Origin of the sequence: Streptomyces sp. 1114.5 (assembly GCF_003635085.1) — a bacterium.
Lineage (GTDB): Bacteria > Actinomycetota > Actinomycetes > Streptomycetales > Streptomycetaceae > Kitasatospora.
In genome coordinates this window covers 1,956,145-1,970,472 of sequence record NZ_RBXE01000001.1, presented here as the reverse complement: position 1 = coordinate 1,970,472, position 14,328 = coordinate 1,956,145, and the positions used below count along the sequence as shown (strand labels likewise).

Sequence of the window (14,328 nt, the reverse complement as noted above, 5' to 3'; positions counted from 1 at the left end):
TGTGGTCTGAGGGGGGCCTGGGGGCGGGCCGGCCGCGGTCGTGCGGCCGGCCCGACCTCCGTCAGACCTCTTCGACGCTGCTCGGCTCGCGCCGGGACAGGTCGATGCCGAGCTCCTCGGCGGCGCGGAACACGTCCTCGTCGGAGTCCCGCATCTCGATGGACTGGCCGTCCGAGGACAGCACCTCCACGTTGAGGCAGAGCGACTGCATTTCCTTGATGAGGACCTTGAAGGACTCGGGAATGCCGGGCTCGGGGATGTTCTCGCCCTTGACGATGGCCTCGTAGACCTTCACGCGGCCGAGCACGTCGTCGGACTTGATGGTGAGCAGCTCCTGCAGCGCGTAGGCCGCGCCGTACGCCTCAAGGGCCCACACCTCCATCTCACCGAAGCGCTGACCACCGAACTGCGCCTTACCACCGAGCGGCTGCTGGGTGATCATCGAGTACGGGCCGGTCGAGCGGGCGTGGAGCTTGTCGTCGACCAGGTGGTGCAGCTTGAGGATGTACATGTAGCCGACCGAGATCGGCATCGGGAACGGCTCGCCGGAGCGGCCGTCGAACAGCCGGGCCTTGCCGGTGGAGTTCACCAGGCGCTCACCGTCACGGGTGAGGGTGGTGTTGTCCAGCAGGCCGGTGATCTCGTCCTCGCGGGCGCCGTCGAAGACCGGGGTGGCGAGGTTGGTGCCACCGTCGACCTGGTCGGCGCCGATCGCCTGCAGGCGCTGGGCCCACTCGTCGGCGAGGCCGGAGACGTCCCAGCCCTGCTTGGCGAGCCACCCGAGGTGGATCTCCAGGACCTGTCCCGGGTTCATTCGGGACGGGACACCCAGCGGGTTGAGGATGATGTCGACCGGGGTGCCGTCCTCCAGGAACGGCATGTCCTCGACCGGCAGGATCTTGGAGATGACGCCCTTGTTGCCGTGACGGCCGGCGAGCTTGTCACCGTTGGTGATCTTGCGCTTCTGGGCCACGTAGACGCGGACCAGCTGGTTGACTCCCGGGGGGAGCTCGTCGCCCTCCTCGCGGTCGAACACGCGCACGCCGATGACCTTGCCGGACTCACCGTGCGGGACCTTCAGCGAGGTGTCACGGACCTCACGGGCCTTCTCGCCGAAGATCGCGCGGAGCAGACGCTCCTCGGGGGTCAGCTCGGTCTCACCCTTCGGGGTGACCTTGCCGACCAGGATGTCGCCGGTGACGACGTCGGCGCCGATGCGGATGATGCCGCGCTCGTCGAGGTCGGCGAGGACCTCCTCGGAGACGTTCGGGATGTCCCGGGTGATCTCCTCGGGGCCGAGCTTGGTGTCACGGGCGTCGACCTCGTGCTCCTCGATGTGGATCGAGGAGAGGACGTCGTCCTGCACGAGGCGCTGCGACAGGATGATCGCGTCCTCGTAGTTGTGACCCTCCCACGACATGAACGCCACGAGCAGGTTCTTGCCGAGGGCCATCTCGCCCTCGTCGGTGCACGGGCCGTCAGCCAGCACCTGGCCGGCCTCGACCCGGGCGCCCTCGTCCACGAGCACCTTCTGGTTGAAGGAGGTGCCCTGGTTGGAGCGGGTGAACTTGGCGGCGCGGTACGTGGTGTACGTGCCGTCGTCGTTGGCCACGGTGACGTAGTCGGCCGAGACCTCCTGGACCACACCGGCCTTCTCGGCGGTGATCACGTCGGCGGCGTCGACGGCACAGCGGTACTCCATGCCGGTACCGACCAGCGGGGCCTCGCTCTTCAGCAGCGGCACCGCCTGGCGCATCATGTTCGAGCCCATGAGCGCGCGGTTGGCGTCGTCGTGCTCAAGGAACGGGATCATGGCGGTCGCGACCGACACCATCTGGCGCGGCGAGACGTCCATGTAGTCGATCTCGGTGCCGGGGATGTAGTCGATCTCGCCACCACGGCGGCGGACCAGGACGCGCGGCTCCGCGAAGGTCAGCTCCGCCGTCAGCGGGGCGTTGGCCTGCGCGATGACGTAGCGGTCCTCCTCGTCGGCGGTGAGGTAGTCGACCTGCTCGGTGACGACACCGTCGATGACCTTGCGGTACGGGGTCTCGATGAAACCGAACGCGTTGACCCGGCCGTACGAGGCCAGCGACCCGATCAGACCGATGTTCGGGCCTTCCGGGGTCTCGATCGGACACATGCGGCCGTAGTGCGAGGGGTGCACGTCACGGACCTCGAAGCCGGCGCGCTCACGGGAGAGACCACCGGGGCCGAGGGCGGACAGACGGCGCTTGTGGGTCAGGCCCGACAGCGGGTTCGTCTGGTCCATGAACTGCGACAGCTGGCTGGTGCCGAAGAACTCCTTGATGGAGGCGACGACCGGCCGGATGTTGATCAGGGTCTGCGGCGTGATCGCCTCGACGTCCTGGGTGGTCATGCGCTCGCGCACGACGCGCTCCATGCGGGCGAGACCCGTACGGACCTGGTTCTGGATGAGCTCGCCGACGTTGCGGAGGCGACGGTTGCCGAAGTGGTCGATGTCGTCGACCTCGACCACGATGTCGCGGCCCTCGCCGTCACGCCACTCGGTCTCGCCCGCGTGCAGCTTCACCAGGTACTTGATCGCACCGATGATGTCGGGCTCGGTGAGCACGCCGGAGTCCAGCGACTCGGCGTTGCCCAGCTTGCGGTTGACCTTGTAGCGGCCGACCTTGGCCAGGTCGTAGCGCTTCGGGTTGAAGTACAGGTTCTCCAGAAGCGTCTGCGCGGCCTCGCGCGTCGGCGGCTCGCCCGGACGCAGCTTGCGGTAGATGTCCAGCAGCGCGTCGTCCTGGCCCTGGGTGTGGTCCTTCTCCAGGGTGTTGCGCATCGACTCGTACTCGCCGAACTCTTCGAGAATCATCTCGTTGGTCCAGCCGAGGGCCTTGAGCAGCACGGTGACGGACTGCTTGCGCTTGCGGTCGATGCGGACGCCGACCATGTCGCGCTTGTCGATCTCCATCTCCAGCCAGGCACCACGCGAGGGGATGACCTTGCAGGAGTAGATCTCCTTGTCGGAGACCTTGTCCAGGGTGGAGTCGAAGTACACACCCGGGGAGCGGACCAGCTGCGACACGACGACACGCTCGGTGCCGTTGATCACGAACGTGCCCTTGTGGGTCATGAGCGGGAAGTCGCCCATGAAGACCGTCTGAGACTTGATCTCACCGGTCTCGTTGTTGGTGAACTCGGCCGTGACGAAGAGCGGAGCCGCGTACGTGAAGTCGCGGTCCTTGCACTCGTCAATGGAGTTCTTCGGCGGCTCGAAACGGTGGTCGCGGAAGGTCAGGGACATCGACCCGCTGAAGTCCTCGATCGGCGAGATCTCCTCGAAGATCTCCTCCAGACCGGACTTGGTGGGGACGTCCTGACCGTTCTCCAGCGCCGCCTCGACCCGGGACTTCCAGGCCGCGTTGCCGAGCAGCCAGTCAAAGCTCTCGGTCTGCAGGGCCAGGAGGTTCGGGACCTCAAGGGGCTCCTTGATCTTCGCGAAGGAGACGCGGAGCGGGGCGGTGGATGCGGCGGAATTGTTCGAGGCGTTGCGCGGCGCGGCCAAGAGGGGGGTCCTTCCGAGGGCTCGGAGCTCACTACGCGCGTACCAGCCGGGCCTTCACGGGCTTGGTCCCGCCTCCTCGCCACTGGCCTCTGCCGGGGTCGGAACCCCAGGTCAGAGCCGCTTTGCGGAGGCGATGCCAGACCCCTTCAGGGCAACGCAAACTCCGGGCGACGAGTCACGGAGCAGCTAACAGGCAGCGCAAAGGGACAGTGTAGCCAATGGCCACACTGCTGTCCAGCTCTGATTCGGAGACCGAATCGGAGACTCCTCCCGGTAGCCGGCGAGCGCGGGCGCCCACCGGGTACTGCTCTAACTCACGTGGAGTCATTTCCCGCCGGAGCCACTGGTTATGCATCCAGCGGCGGACCAACCGGGCGGACTCGCGCCTTGAGAATCGCGCGCCGCGCCGGGTTCGTCAAGGGCCCGCCGGCGGCGCGGGCCTCGACCCGTCTATCGGTCCGGCCCCCTCCGGCGTTACAGAAGCCGTGGTGGGGGCCGCCCTGACGATGGTGATCACCATACCTCCCGGCACCGACAGTGCCGAGTGGGTCGTCGGCCACACCGGTGGGCCCCGCGGGCCCGAACTGCGGAAGGGGCCGGTGCCACCAGGGGCCCCGGGAACGCGAAAAAAGGCCGGGCCGACCACCCGCAAGGGTGATCGGCCCGGCCGCACGCCCCCTCAGAGGGGGCGCAAGATCACTTGACGGTGACCTTGGCGCCGGCGGCCTCAAGGGCAGCCTTGGCCTTCTCGGCAACGTCCTTGGCAACCTTCTCCAGGACCTTGGCACCAGCGGTGTCAACGAGGTCCTTGGCCTCCTTCAGGCCGAGGGAGGTCAGGGTGCGCACCTCCTTGATGACCTGGATCTTCTTGTCGCCGGCACCGTCGAGGATGACGTCGAACTCGTCCTGCTCCTCAGCGGCCTCAGCGGCGCCACCGGCGGCACCGGCAACGACGACGGCGGCGGCCGGGGCGGCAGCGGTGACGTCGAACTTCTCCTCGAAGGCCTTCACGAAGGCGGCGAGCTCGATGAGGGTGAGCTCCTCGAACTGCGCGAGCAGCTCGTCCTGGGTCAGCTTCGCCATGATGGCGTCCTTCCACTAATTCGGCAGGTGGTGCCGTATGTACGGGTTGGGCGGGCACGGGCCCGCAGCGAGGCGTGAGCCTGCGGAATTACTCCGCGGCCTCGTCCTCGGCGGCGGGAGCCGGCGTACCGGCACCGCCCTGCTCGACCTTGTCGCGCAGCGCGTCCACAGTGCGGACGAGCTTCGACGGCAGGGCCTGGAAGAGCGCGGCAGCCTGGGACTGCTTGGCCTTCAGGGCACCCGCCAGCTTGGCGAGCAGCACCTCGCGGGACTCGAGGTCCGCGAGCTTCTTGATCTCATCGGCGGACAGCGCCTTACCGTCAAGGACACCGCCCTTGATGATGAGAGCGGGGTTCTCCTTGGCGAAGTCACGCAGAGCCTTCGCCGACTCCACCGGGTCACCGGTGACGAAGGCGACAGCCGTCGGACCAGTGAACAGGTCGTCGAGCTCCGTGATCCCGACCTCATTGGCCGCAATCTTGGTCAGCGTGTTCTTCACCACGGCGTACTCGGCGTTGTCGCCGAGCGAGCGACGCAGGGTCTTGACCTGCTTCACCGAGAGACCGCGGTACTCGGTGAGCAGCGCCGCGGAGGAGCCACGGAACTTGTCCGTGATCTCGGCGACGGCGGCAGCCTTGTCGGGCCTGGCCATAGGCTTACGCCTCCTTCCGTGATGTCGAAGTCAGGCCGACCACGAAAGTCGACCAATTCTGCCGGGGACCGGCTGGACGGAAGGAAAGCTCCTGCGAAAATGCAATGAGCCCCGGTGCGCAGGGGCACGGGGCTCGGAACGACCTCGACGGGCGGCCGCGCGGACGCGGTACCCGGAAGTCGAAGCTCCAGACACACCTGCGCGGGCTGCCTGCGACGAAGCGCAGATCCTTCGGCCACCGACTCCCTGACGGGCGCGGCGACAACCAGCGGTCTTTGGCTTCCGACAGACTAGCCGGAGCCGTTCGCAAGGTGCAAATCGCCCTCGGACGGAGTAACCCGGGAGCACCCCCGGGCCCGCGCCGGCCCGGCTCAGCGGGCCAGCGGGGAGACCGTCCGGACGCCGGTGTCCACGGTGTCCGTCTCGGCCGGCGCCTGCGCCGAGAGCAGTGCCCCGGCGAGGTCCGTGTAGAGCACCGAGTCGTCCGCCCGGCCGCTGTCCCCGGTGCCGGTGCGCTGCAGCCTGACCAGCTGGTCCTTGTCGTTGAGCCAGAGGTCCAGGGTGAGCGAGATCGAGCCGCCGGGCGCGAGCGCGGCCCGCAGCCCGTCCCGCCGGGCCTGCGGCAGCTGGGTCTGGGCGGCCGCGTACCTCTCGGCGGTGGTGGTGACCCGGTAGTGCTCGACGGTCGAGTCCTCGTACTTCTCCTCGCCGACGAAGACCGGGTCCACCCCGTCGGCGCCGGCCGCGGCCAGCGCCTCGACCGGGTTCAGCAGGTCGACCAGCCCCGCGTACGGGACCTCCTTGCGGCCGTCCGGGTCCGGCGGGACGGTGAAGCGCTCCCAGTGCTTGCCGCCCTGCCGGGCGGCGGTGGCGGCGTCGCCGCCCTGGTAGGCGACGGTGTCCACGACGATCAGCTGCTCGGCCTCGGCCAGGGTGGAGCGCTTGATCTGCAGCGCCGTCTTGGGCTGCCAGAACAGCGGGCCGGATCCGGCGTCGGCGCCGAGCCGGTAGCTGACCTTGGCCCGGCGGGCGGTCTGCATGGCCAGTTGGGCGGAGAGCAGCACCCCGTGCGGCGAGCGGTCGGTCGGCTTGGCCGGGCTCGGGGAGGCGCTGCTCGGCGGGGCGCTGCTCGGGGACGGGCTGCCCGAGGCGGCGGCCGAGCCGTCGTCTCCCCCGCCGCAGCCGCTCAGCCCGCTCGCCAGCAGGGCGACGACGGCCACTGCCGCCAACCGCTGCCGTCCTGCCACGCCCGTTCCCTTCCTCGCCCTGCTCCCGGCCACCATGCCACCCCTGCCCGCCCGGCCCGGTGGCGGCCCCCTGGCTGAGTCCTTCGAGCCGGGCGGATCCACCGGGTCGGCCGAGTCGGGCGCCGGTGCGGCGCGATCAGCCGGTGGCGCCCTTGTCGAGCTTCGCCAGCTCGGAGAGCTCCACGGTGTCGGACGGGTCCGGCGCGGTCGTGCTGACCGGGGTGCCGTAGTCCGAGTAGCTGACGGTGGCCGTCATCGCGCCGACCTTGGTGTCCGCCTGCTCGGTCCGCTTGACCACCAGCTTGTCGGCGTCGACCCAGACGTCGATCGTCTCGCTGGTGACGCCGGCCGTGGTCAGGTTGTCCTTGATCTGCGCCAGCTCGTCCTGGGTCAGGCCGGTGCCGGTGGCGCCGGCGATGTCGTCGGCGCTGAGCTCACCGGTGTAGTGCGTGGTGGCCTTGCCGTTGACGGTCTCCTGGCCGACCTCGGTCACCTTGCCGCCGGCGATCAGCGTCCGGACGCCCTGCACCGGGTCGGCGCTCTTGAGCTGGTCGGTCGACCCGCCGGAGGCCTTGGCCATGTCGGTCTTGCTGTAGTGCAGCCAGTGCCGCCCGCCGAAGGCGTCGACCGCGTCGCCGCCCAGGCGCATGTACATCGCGTCCTTGGTGTAGCGGTACGGCGCGGTCTTGCCACCGGTGACCGGCGCCAGCACGCTGCCCAGCGGGGAGTCGGACAGGTCCATGGTGATGTCGCCCTGGAGGCCGTCGGCCCAGGACACCGCGCCCTTGCCCTTCAGGGTGACCTGGCCGACCGTGATCACCTCGGAGATCTTCGCGGACTTCGCGGCGGTGGTCTTCTGGGTGACCTGCTCCAGCAGGACCGCCGGGGTCAGCTTGACCGGCTTGGCGCCGGTGGACGGCGCGTCGGCGGACGGCGTGGTGGAGGTCGGCGCGGAGGACGCCGCGGCCGCGGTGGTCGGCGCGGCCGGGGCGGCGTTCCGGCCGCCGTCGTTGCTGTCGTTGCACGCGGTCGCGGTCAGCGCCAGGGCGGCGAGGACGACAGCGGTGGCGGTCTTGCGGGTTCCAGCCATGATTCCCCCCTTGAGGACCCCCGGGCGCGCGGTGCGCCCGGGGTGGTAGCCGGTCGTGCGGGTGGAGCCCCCCGGGCTCCGTTCGTGACCCGGCCGATCAGCCGATCAGCCGAGCAGCTTGAGGAGGTCGGCCTCGCTGCCGAGGTCGGTGGCGGCGGGCACGGTGATCGCGGCGGCCTTGCCGAGCCCCGAGTACTTGACGGTGACGGCGTCCTTCGCCCCGTTCGTGTCGCCGTACTCCTGGTACTGGACGAGCTCCTGCTTGGCGTTCAGCCAGAAGTCGAAGGTGAGGGTCTTGCCGTCCTCCTCCAGCGTCTTCTGGACGGCCTGGCGCTGGTCCGCCGGGAGCGCCGACATCCCGGCCACCAGGGCGGAGGTGTCCTCGACGGCCCGCAGGTGGGTGGTCTGGGCGCCGTCCAGGCTCTCCTGGCCGACCTTGGAGAGCTTGCCGCTCTGGGCCGCGACGGTGAGCACCACGACCGGGTTCAGCATCTGGCCCGCGGCCCGGAAGCCGTCGCCGGCCTCGTTCCCGGCGGGCAGCTTGACCCAGTGCTTGCCGGCCAGGGCCGCGTCGTCGCCGCCGAGGTAGGCGTCCGGGCCGATCACCCGGATCTTGAGCTTCTTGGCCCCCATGTCGCCGGCGAGGTCCACGGACACCTTGCCCGGGTCCTTCCAGTCGGCGTCGCCGGTGCCGCCGCCCTTGGCGTCGCCGGGGCTGATCATGCTGACCTTGCCGTTCCCGGCCTTCTGCATCACCAGCGCGGACGCGGCCAGGGCCGCCTTCGGGTCACCGGTCAGCGCGGCCGCGATCGGGTCACCGCCCTTGGCGTCGCTGCCCTTGGCGTCGCCGCTCTTGGGGTCGTTGCCGCCCTTGCCGCCGCCGCAGGCGGTGGCCCCGGCGAGCAGGAGGGCCGTCGTCGCGACGACCGAGGCGAGGCGCACAGCGCGCATGGAGGTACCCCCGTGAGATCAGATCCGATCCATGGAAGAGCCGATTTTCAGCTCTTCTCAGGCCTTTCTCAGGCGGACTCTAACGGATCGCCGGAGCCGCCACGCACCGGATATCCCTCTCCTGTCAGCCAGTTGCGGCAGGCGCCGGATCGCCCGTCCCCATGGAGGGGACATCCGTCGTGGTCACGATGGTTCCGGCACTGCCCCGGGCCGTCTCACGCAGTCTCAACAGCCGCTCGCCGGGCCCGACCCAGACGTCGAAGCCGATCGCCGCCACCCCGCGCTGCCGGTACCACTCGACCGTCGCCGAGCGCCGCTGCGGGCTCAACTCCTTGGCGGCGCCGAAGAATTCGTCCACCGGGGCGGAGCCCTGGTAGTGCGCGACGGTCGTTCCGGCCAGTTGCTCGCCGCCCAGCGAGCCCAGCCTGACGGTCTGCGCGATCGCGTAGGCGCGGCTGCCCGGGTCGGTGACCAGCGCGGTCATCCAGCCGCCAGCGTAGCCGTCCGGGGCGGGGCCGGCCTGAGGGTCCAGCGACTCCGCGGTGTAGCGGTCGGCGTGCTTGGCCGCGCCGCCCTGGTAGACCAGGTCGACCGCGCCGTCCTTCAGGGCCAGGTGCCCGGTGCCCGCCTCGTCGGTGAGGGTCAGAGCGCCCTCGTCGGAGGCTCCCCAGACCAGCGTGCCGCTCGCGGTGCGCCGGCCGTCCGGGCCCTCCTGCACCACCTCGATCCGGGCGCCGCCGGTGTCGTCCAGCGCCTGCGCGGCCGTCAGCACCACCTGCTTGGGCGGTACGGGCGCGGGGTTGCCGGGGGTGCGGGTGTCCGGGGCGGCCAGCAGGCTGCAGCCGGTGGCGCCGCCGAGCAGCAGCAGGGCCGCCAACAGGGCGGCGGAGCGGGGGGCGGGCGGCACGACACTCTCCGACGGTCATGGATTCTCCACATGATCTGACCGGCAGAGCGTACGACGCCCCGGGCAACCGTTCCCATCCGCCCGGATCCCGATCCGGCAACGACGACGGGCCCGCACCCCCGGTGAAGGGGGTACGGGCCCGTCGTACGGACTGCTCTAGAGCACGGAGGCTCAGACCGCGGCCGGGTCCTCCTCGACGAGGAGGTTGCGGGTGCGGTTCGGGTCCACCTGGATGCCGGGGCCCATGGTGGTCGAGAACGCGGTCTTCTTGATGTAGCGGCCCTTGGCGGCGGACGGCTTGGCGCGGAGCACCTCGTCCAGCGCGGCGGCGTAGTTCTCGACCAGCTGCTCGTCGGTGAAGGAGGCCTTACCGATGATGAAGTGCAGGTTCGAGTGCTTGTCGACGCGGAACTCGATCTTGCCGCCCTTGATGTCGTTGACAGCCTTGGCGACGTCCGGGGTCACGGTGCCGGTCTTCGGGTTCGGCATCAGACCACGGGGACCGAGCACGCGGCCGAGGCGGCCGACCTTGCCCATGAGGTCCGGGGTGGCGACGACGGCGTCGAAGTCCAGACGGCCCTTGGCGACCTCGTCGATGAGCTCGTCGGAGCCGACGATGTCGGCGCCGGCAGCACGCGCGGCCTCGGCACGGTCGCCGGTCGCGAAGACCAGGACCCGAGCGGTCTTACCGGTGCCGTGCGGGAGGATCACGGTGCTGCGGACCATCTGGTCGGCCTTGCGCGGGTCGACGCCCAGACGCATGGCGACCTCGACGGTGCCGTCGAACTTGGTGGTGCTGGTGGCCTTGGCGAGGCGGACGGCCTCGAGGGGGGCGTAAAGGCGCTCGCGGTCGACCTGGGCGTCCGCGGCCTTCAGAGCCTTGCTGCGCTTCATAGCTGCTCCTGAATGGTGAATGGAGTTGTGGTGTCACGGGCCTGCGCAGGCCCTACCACAGGGACGAAAAGAGCTGGTCAGCCCTCGACGGTGATGCCCATCGACCGGGCGGTGCCGGCGATGATCTTCTCCGCCGCGTCCAGGTCGTTGGCGTTCAGGTCGGGCATCTTGGTGGTGGCGATGTCGCGGACCTGGGCGCTGGTGAGCTTGGCGACCTTGGTCTTGTGCGGCTCGCTGGAGCCCTTCTCGATACCGGCGGCCTTCAGGATGAGGCGCGCGGCCGGCGGCGTCTTCGTGATGAAGGTGAAGGAACGGTCCTCGTAGACCGTGATCTCCACCGGCACGATCATGCCGCGCTGCGACTCGGTCGCAGCGTTGTAGGCCTTGCAGAACTCCATGATGTTGACGCCGTGCTGGCCCAGCGCGGGGCCGACCGGCGGCGCCGGGTTGGCCGCACCGGCGTTGATCTGGAGCTTGATAAGCCCCGTGACCTTCTTCTTCTTGGGAGGCATGTCTCTCCGGGTCCTTCCGAGAGGTGATTGCTGGTGCGTGCGGAACCGGGGCGACACCCGGCCGCCAGCACACACATCGGACCAGGCTAACGCGTCTGCGCCGCTGGACCAAAACGGATTCGGGGCAGGGCGCTCGGCCCCGCCCCGAATCCGAAGACCGTATGACTAGTTCTTCTGGATCTGGTCGAAGGAGAGCTCGACCGGAGTCTCCCGGCCGAAGATCTCGACCAGGCCCTTGACCTTCTTCGAGTCGGGGTTGATCTCGTTGATGGTCGCCTGCAGGGTCGCGAACGGGCCGTCGGTGACGGTGACCGAGTCGCCGACCTCGAAGTCCAGCACCTGGATCTCGCTCGGCTTGACCGGCGAGGGCTTGCCGGCCTCCTTGGCCGCCTGGCGCTCGACGTCCGGGGCGAGCATCTTGACGACCTCGTCCAGCGTCAGCGGGTACGGGTCGTAGGCGTTGCCGACGAAGCCGGTGACACCCGGGGTGTTGCGCACGACGCCCCAGGACTCCGGGGTGAGGTCCATGCGCACCAGGACGTAGCCGGGGAGCTTGTTCTGGCGGATGGTCTTGCGGTCGCCGTTCTTGATCTGGACGACCTCCTCCTGCGGCACCTCGGCCTGGAAGATGTACTCCTCGACGTTCAGCGAGACGGCGCGCTGCTCCAGGTTCTGCTTCACCCGGTTCTCGTAGCCGGCGTAGGTGTGGATCACGTACCACTCGCCCGGCATGAAGCGCAGGTCTTCGCGGAACTTGGCGACCGGGTCGACCTCGACGGCCGGCTCCTCGGCCTCGACCTCGGCCTCGGTCTCCTCGGCGGCGGCCTCGACCTCGCCCTCCTCGGCGGCGGCCTCGACGTCGCCCTCCACGTCCAGCGCGGCCTCCCCGGCGGACTCGCCGGCCTCAGCCTCGTCGTACGCCTCGACCTCGTCCTCGTCGCTGTCCGCGGCGTCCGCGATCTGCTCGGCGGACTCGGCGTCGACAGCCAGCTCGGCCGCGTCCAGCTCGGCGGCGACATCCGCCTCGCGGACGGTCTCGTCGGCGTCGTACAGGGGGGACTCAGACACGGTGGCTGCTTCTTTCCTGGAGATGGTGAAGGTGGCGCGCTCCGGAACCGGCCCCGGCGCGCTGCCGCTGACGCGGGCGCCTGGTTGAGGTCTCGGAGACTTCAACAGTACCGAGTCAACGGTAACGGCGCGTACGACCGCCACCGACAGCTCGACCCGGGCCGAAGGTCGGCCCGGGTCGGGAAGCTGTTTCGAAGGTGGGCGGCTGCGTCAGCCGAAGATCCAGAGGCTCAGCTTGGAGAAGCCGTAGTCCAGACCGGCCACGATGGCCATCATGACCACGACGAACGTGACCACGACCGCGGTGTAGTTGGTCAGCTCGCTCCGGGTCGGCCAGACGACCTTGCGCAGCTCCGCGATGATCTGGCGGTAGAACAGGCCGATCCGGGCGAAGAGGCCCTTCTTGGCCCGCTTGCCGGACTTCTTCTCGCGCTTGCCCGACTTCTTCTCGCCGTCGGCAGGCGTGGTCTCGGCAGCGCCGTCGGCACCCTCAGGGTTGCCGCTCTCAGGCGTTGCGGTGGAGCCCGTGGTCTCCGTCACTCGTCCTCACCTGAATCCGGGTCCTGCCGGTCTTCGCCGCGCACCCGAGGGGGGCACGACCAGAGCCGGCGTAGCGGTGCTGATCGGTGCCATCTCCGCATCAAGCCCGCTCGCTCTGTGGAGCGAACGGGCTGAAAACGGATCTAGCAGCAGGGCAAGAGGGACTCGAACCCCCAACCGCCGGTTTTGGAGACCGGTGCTCTACCAATTGAGCTATTGCCCTACGGTGCCTCGCGGCTCCGGTGGCGACCAACCTACCGCATCTCCCCCCGCTGTCCGTAACAGCGGTGAAAGCTCCGGTCTTTTTCGGCGGGCCGTCGAGCAGCGAGTGTACGTGGTCGAGGGGGGTTTGGTCGAACGTCTTCTCCCGGGAGGCTGCGACGCCCGGGAGATGTGCGGTCCGACGGGGCGTCCGCCGACGGATCGCCAGGGGCCGGGATCCGGACGGAACCGTACGGATACTGGAACCGCGCCGCCCGGTACGTCCGGGTTCTGCGACGATGCAGGCATGAGCGCTTCCACCCCGCAGCCCGACCAGTCCATCCGCCCCGCCGACCGCCGGGTCTCCGCCCGGATCGGCGCGATCGCCGAGTCCGCGACCCTCGCCGTGGACGCCAAGGCCAAGGCCCTCAAGGCGGCCGGCCGACCGGTCATCGGCTTCGGCGCCGGCGAGCCCGACTTCCCGACGCCGGACTACATCGTCGAGGCGGCCGTCGAGGCCTGCCGCGACCCGAAGAACCACCGTTACACCCCGGCGGGTGGCCTGCCCGAGCTGAAGGCCGCGATCGCCGCGAAGACGCTGCGCGACTCCGGCTACCAGGTGGACGCTTCCCAGGTACTGGTCACCAACGGCGGCAAGCAGGCGATCTACGAGGCCTTCGCGGCGATCCTGGACCCGGGCGACGAGGTCATCGTCCCGGCCCCGTACTGGACCACCTACCCGGAGTCGATCCAGCTCGCGGGCGGTGTGCCGGTGGAGGTCGTCGCGGACGAGACCACCGGCTACAAGGTCTCGGTCGAGCAGCTGGAGGCCGCCCGCACCGAGAACACCAAGGTGGTGCTCTTCGTCTCGCCGTCCAACCCGACCGGCGCGGTGTACACCCGGGACGAGGCCGAGGCGATCGGCCGCTGGGCGCTGGAGCACGGCCTCTGGGTGCTCACCGACGAGATCTACGAGCACCTGGTCTACGGCGACGCGACCTTCACCTCGCTCCCGGCCCTGCTGCCCGCGCTGGCCGACAAGTGCATCGTGGTCAACGGCGTCGCCAAGACCTACGCGATGACCGGCTGGCGGGTGGGCTGGGTGATCGGCCCCAAGGACGTCATCAAGGCCGCGACCAACCTGCAGTCGCACGCCACCTCGAACGTCTCCAACGTCGCCCAGCGCGCCGCCCTGGCCGCCGTGGCCGGCGACCTGTCCGCCGTGCACGAGATGCGCACCGCCTTCGACCGCCGCCGCCGGACCATCGTGCGGATGCTCAACGAGATCGACGGCGTCGTCTGCCCCGAGCCCGAGGGCGCCTTCTACGCCTACCCCTCGGTCAAGGGCCTGCTGGGCAAGGAGATCCGCGGTCAGCGCCCGCAGACCTCCGCCGAGCTGGCGAGCCTGATCCTGGACGAGGTCGAGGTCGCCGCCGTCCCCGGTGAGGCCTTCGGCACCCCCGGCTACCTGCGGTTCTCCTACGCGCTCGGCGACGAGGACCTGGTCGAGGGCATCAGCCGGATCCAGAAGCTGCTCGGCGAGGCCCGCGACTGACGCCTGTCGTCAAACCGACATACGGGATTCACCCGGCACACCGCCCTCTTTCACCCCTTCGGGGGATGAAAAGAGGGCGGTTCCCGTTCG

General features: G+C 69.6%; 12 protein-coding genes and 1 tRNA gene. 1 reads left to right on the top strand and 12 read right to left on the bottom strand.

Annotated elements, in window-relative coordinates; all coding sequences use genetic code 11:
• Positions 1-61 precede the first annotated feature (61 nt).
• The 12 genes from rpoB to BX285_RS08550 all read right to left on the bottom strand — a co-directional run bounded on the left by rpoB (position 62) and on the right by BX285_RS08550 (position 12,705).
• Entirely contained in the window at positions 62-3,538 is a 3,477-nt protein-coding gene (gene rpoB, locus BX285_RS08605) for a DNA-directed RNA polymerase subunit beta (RefSeq protein ID WP_097237462.1), read from the bottom strand.
• Between the two features lie 696 nt (positions 3,539-4,234).
• Positions 4,235-4,621 carry a 50S ribosomal protein L7/L12 gene (gene rplL, locus BX285_RS08600; RefSeq protein ID WP_097237461.1) on the bottom strand — a complete coding sequence of 129 codons (387 nt, stop codon included), beginning with the start codon at positions 4,619-4,621 and terminating at the stop codon, positions 4,235-4,237.
• Between the two features lie 88 nt (positions 4,622-4,709).
• On the bottom strand, positions 4,710-5,273 hold the full coding sequence (rplJ, locus tag BX285_RS08595) for a 50S ribosomal protein L10 (protein WP_030055779.1): 564 nt from the start codon (positions 5,271-5,273) through the stop codon (positions 4,710-4,712).
• A 371-nt stretch (positions 5,274-5,644) separates the two neighbouring features.
• Positions 5,645-6,520 (bottom strand): hypothetical protein, encoded by an 876-nt coding sequence (locus tag BX285_RS08590; protein ID WP_147465135.1) that lies wholly within the window; start codon positions 6,518-6,520, stop codon positions 5,645-5,647.
• A gap of 136 nt (positions 6,521-6,656) precedes the next feature.
• Positions 6,657-7,610, bottom strand: coding sequence for a hypothetical protein (locus tag BX285_RS08585; protein WP_121174837.1), 954 nt, complete (start codon positions 7,608-7,610; stop codon positions 6,657-6,659).
• Between the two features lie 105 nt (positions 7,611-7,715).
• Complete coding sequence (locus BX285_RS08580) at positions 7,716-8,561, bottom strand: hypothetical protein (RefSeq protein WP_147465134.1); 846 nt, start codon at positions 8,559-8,561, stop codon at positions 7,716-7,718.
• A gap of 124 nt (positions 8,562-8,685) precedes the next feature.
• Entirely contained in the window at positions 8,686-9,468 is a 783-nt protein-coding gene (locus BX285_RS08575) for a hypothetical protein (RefSeq protein WP_121174835.1), read from the bottom strand.
• A 171-nt stretch (positions 9,469-9,639) separates the two neighbouring features.
• A complete protein-coding gene (rplA, locus tag BX285_RS08570; RefSeq protein WP_045693072.1) occupies positions 9,640-10,362 on the bottom strand; it encodes a 50S ribosomal protein L1 in 723 nt (240 codons plus the stop codon).
• A 77-nt stretch (positions 10,363-10,439) separates the two neighbouring features.
• Positions 10,440-10,874: a 50S ribosomal protein L11 gene (gene rplK, locus BX285_RS08565; RefSeq protein WP_030232334.1), complete on the bottom strand. Its 435-nt coding sequence runs from the start codon at positions 10,872-10,874 to the stop codon at positions 10,440-10,442.
• Between the two features lie 165 nt (positions 10,875-11,039).
• Positions 11,040-11,942, bottom strand: a complete 903-nt coding sequence (gene nusG, locus BX285_RS08560; protein ID WP_183107031.1) for a transcription termination/antitermination protein NusG — start codon at positions 11,940-11,942, stop codon at positions 11,040-11,042.
• A 210-nt stretch (positions 11,943-12,152) separates the two neighbouring features.
• Positions 12,153-12,482 (bottom strand): preprotein translocase subunit SecE, encoded by a 330-nt coding sequence (gene secE, locus BX285_RS08555; RefSeq protein ID WP_097237456.1) that lies wholly within the window; start codon positions 12,480-12,482, stop codon positions 12,153-12,155.
• A 150-nt stretch (positions 12,483-12,632) separates the two neighbouring features.
• Positions 12,633-12,705 (bottom strand) — tRNA-Trp (locus BX285_RS08550).
• A 285-nt stretch (positions 12,706-12,990) separates the two neighbouring features.
• On the opposite strand from BX285_RS08550, the gene BX285_RS08545 reads away from it, so the two are divergent.
• Positions 12,991-14,238 (top strand): pyridoxal phosphate-dependent aminotransferase, encoded by a 1,248-nt coding sequence (locus BX285_RS08545; RefSeq protein WP_179852846.1) that lies wholly within the window; start codon positions 12,991-12,993, stop codon positions 14,236-14,238.
• Positions 14,239-14,328 lie beyond the last annotated feature (90 nt).

Coding starts and splice junctions, on each gene's coding strand:
- rplL (WP_097237461.1), bottom strand. CDS start 4,621: ATGGCGAAGCTGACCCAGGACGAGCTGCTCGCGCAGTTCGAGGAGCTC.
- rplJ (WP_030055779.1), bottom strand. CDS start 5,273: ATGGCCAGGCCCGACAAGGCTGCCGCCGTCGCCGAGATCACGGACAAG.
- BX285_RS08585 (WP_121174837.1), bottom strand. CDS start 7,610: ATGGCTGGAACCCGCAAGACCGCCACCGCTGTCGTCCTCGCCGCCCTG.
- BX285_RS08580 (WP_147465134.1), bottom strand. CDS start 8,561: ATGCGCGCTGTGCGCCTCGCCTCGGTCGTCGCGACGACGGCCCTCCTG.
- rplA (WP_045693072.1), bottom strand. CDS start 10,362: ATGAAGCGCAGCAAGGCTCTGAAGGCCGCGGACGCCCAGGTCGACCGC.
- rplK (WP_030232334.1), bottom strand. CDS start 10,874: ATGCCTCCCAAGAAGAAGAAGGTCACGGGGCTTATCAAGCTCCAGATC.
- BX285_RS08545 (WP_179852846.1), top strand. CDS start 12,991: ATGAGCGCTTCCACCCCGCAGCCCGACCAGTCCATCCGCCCCGCCGAC.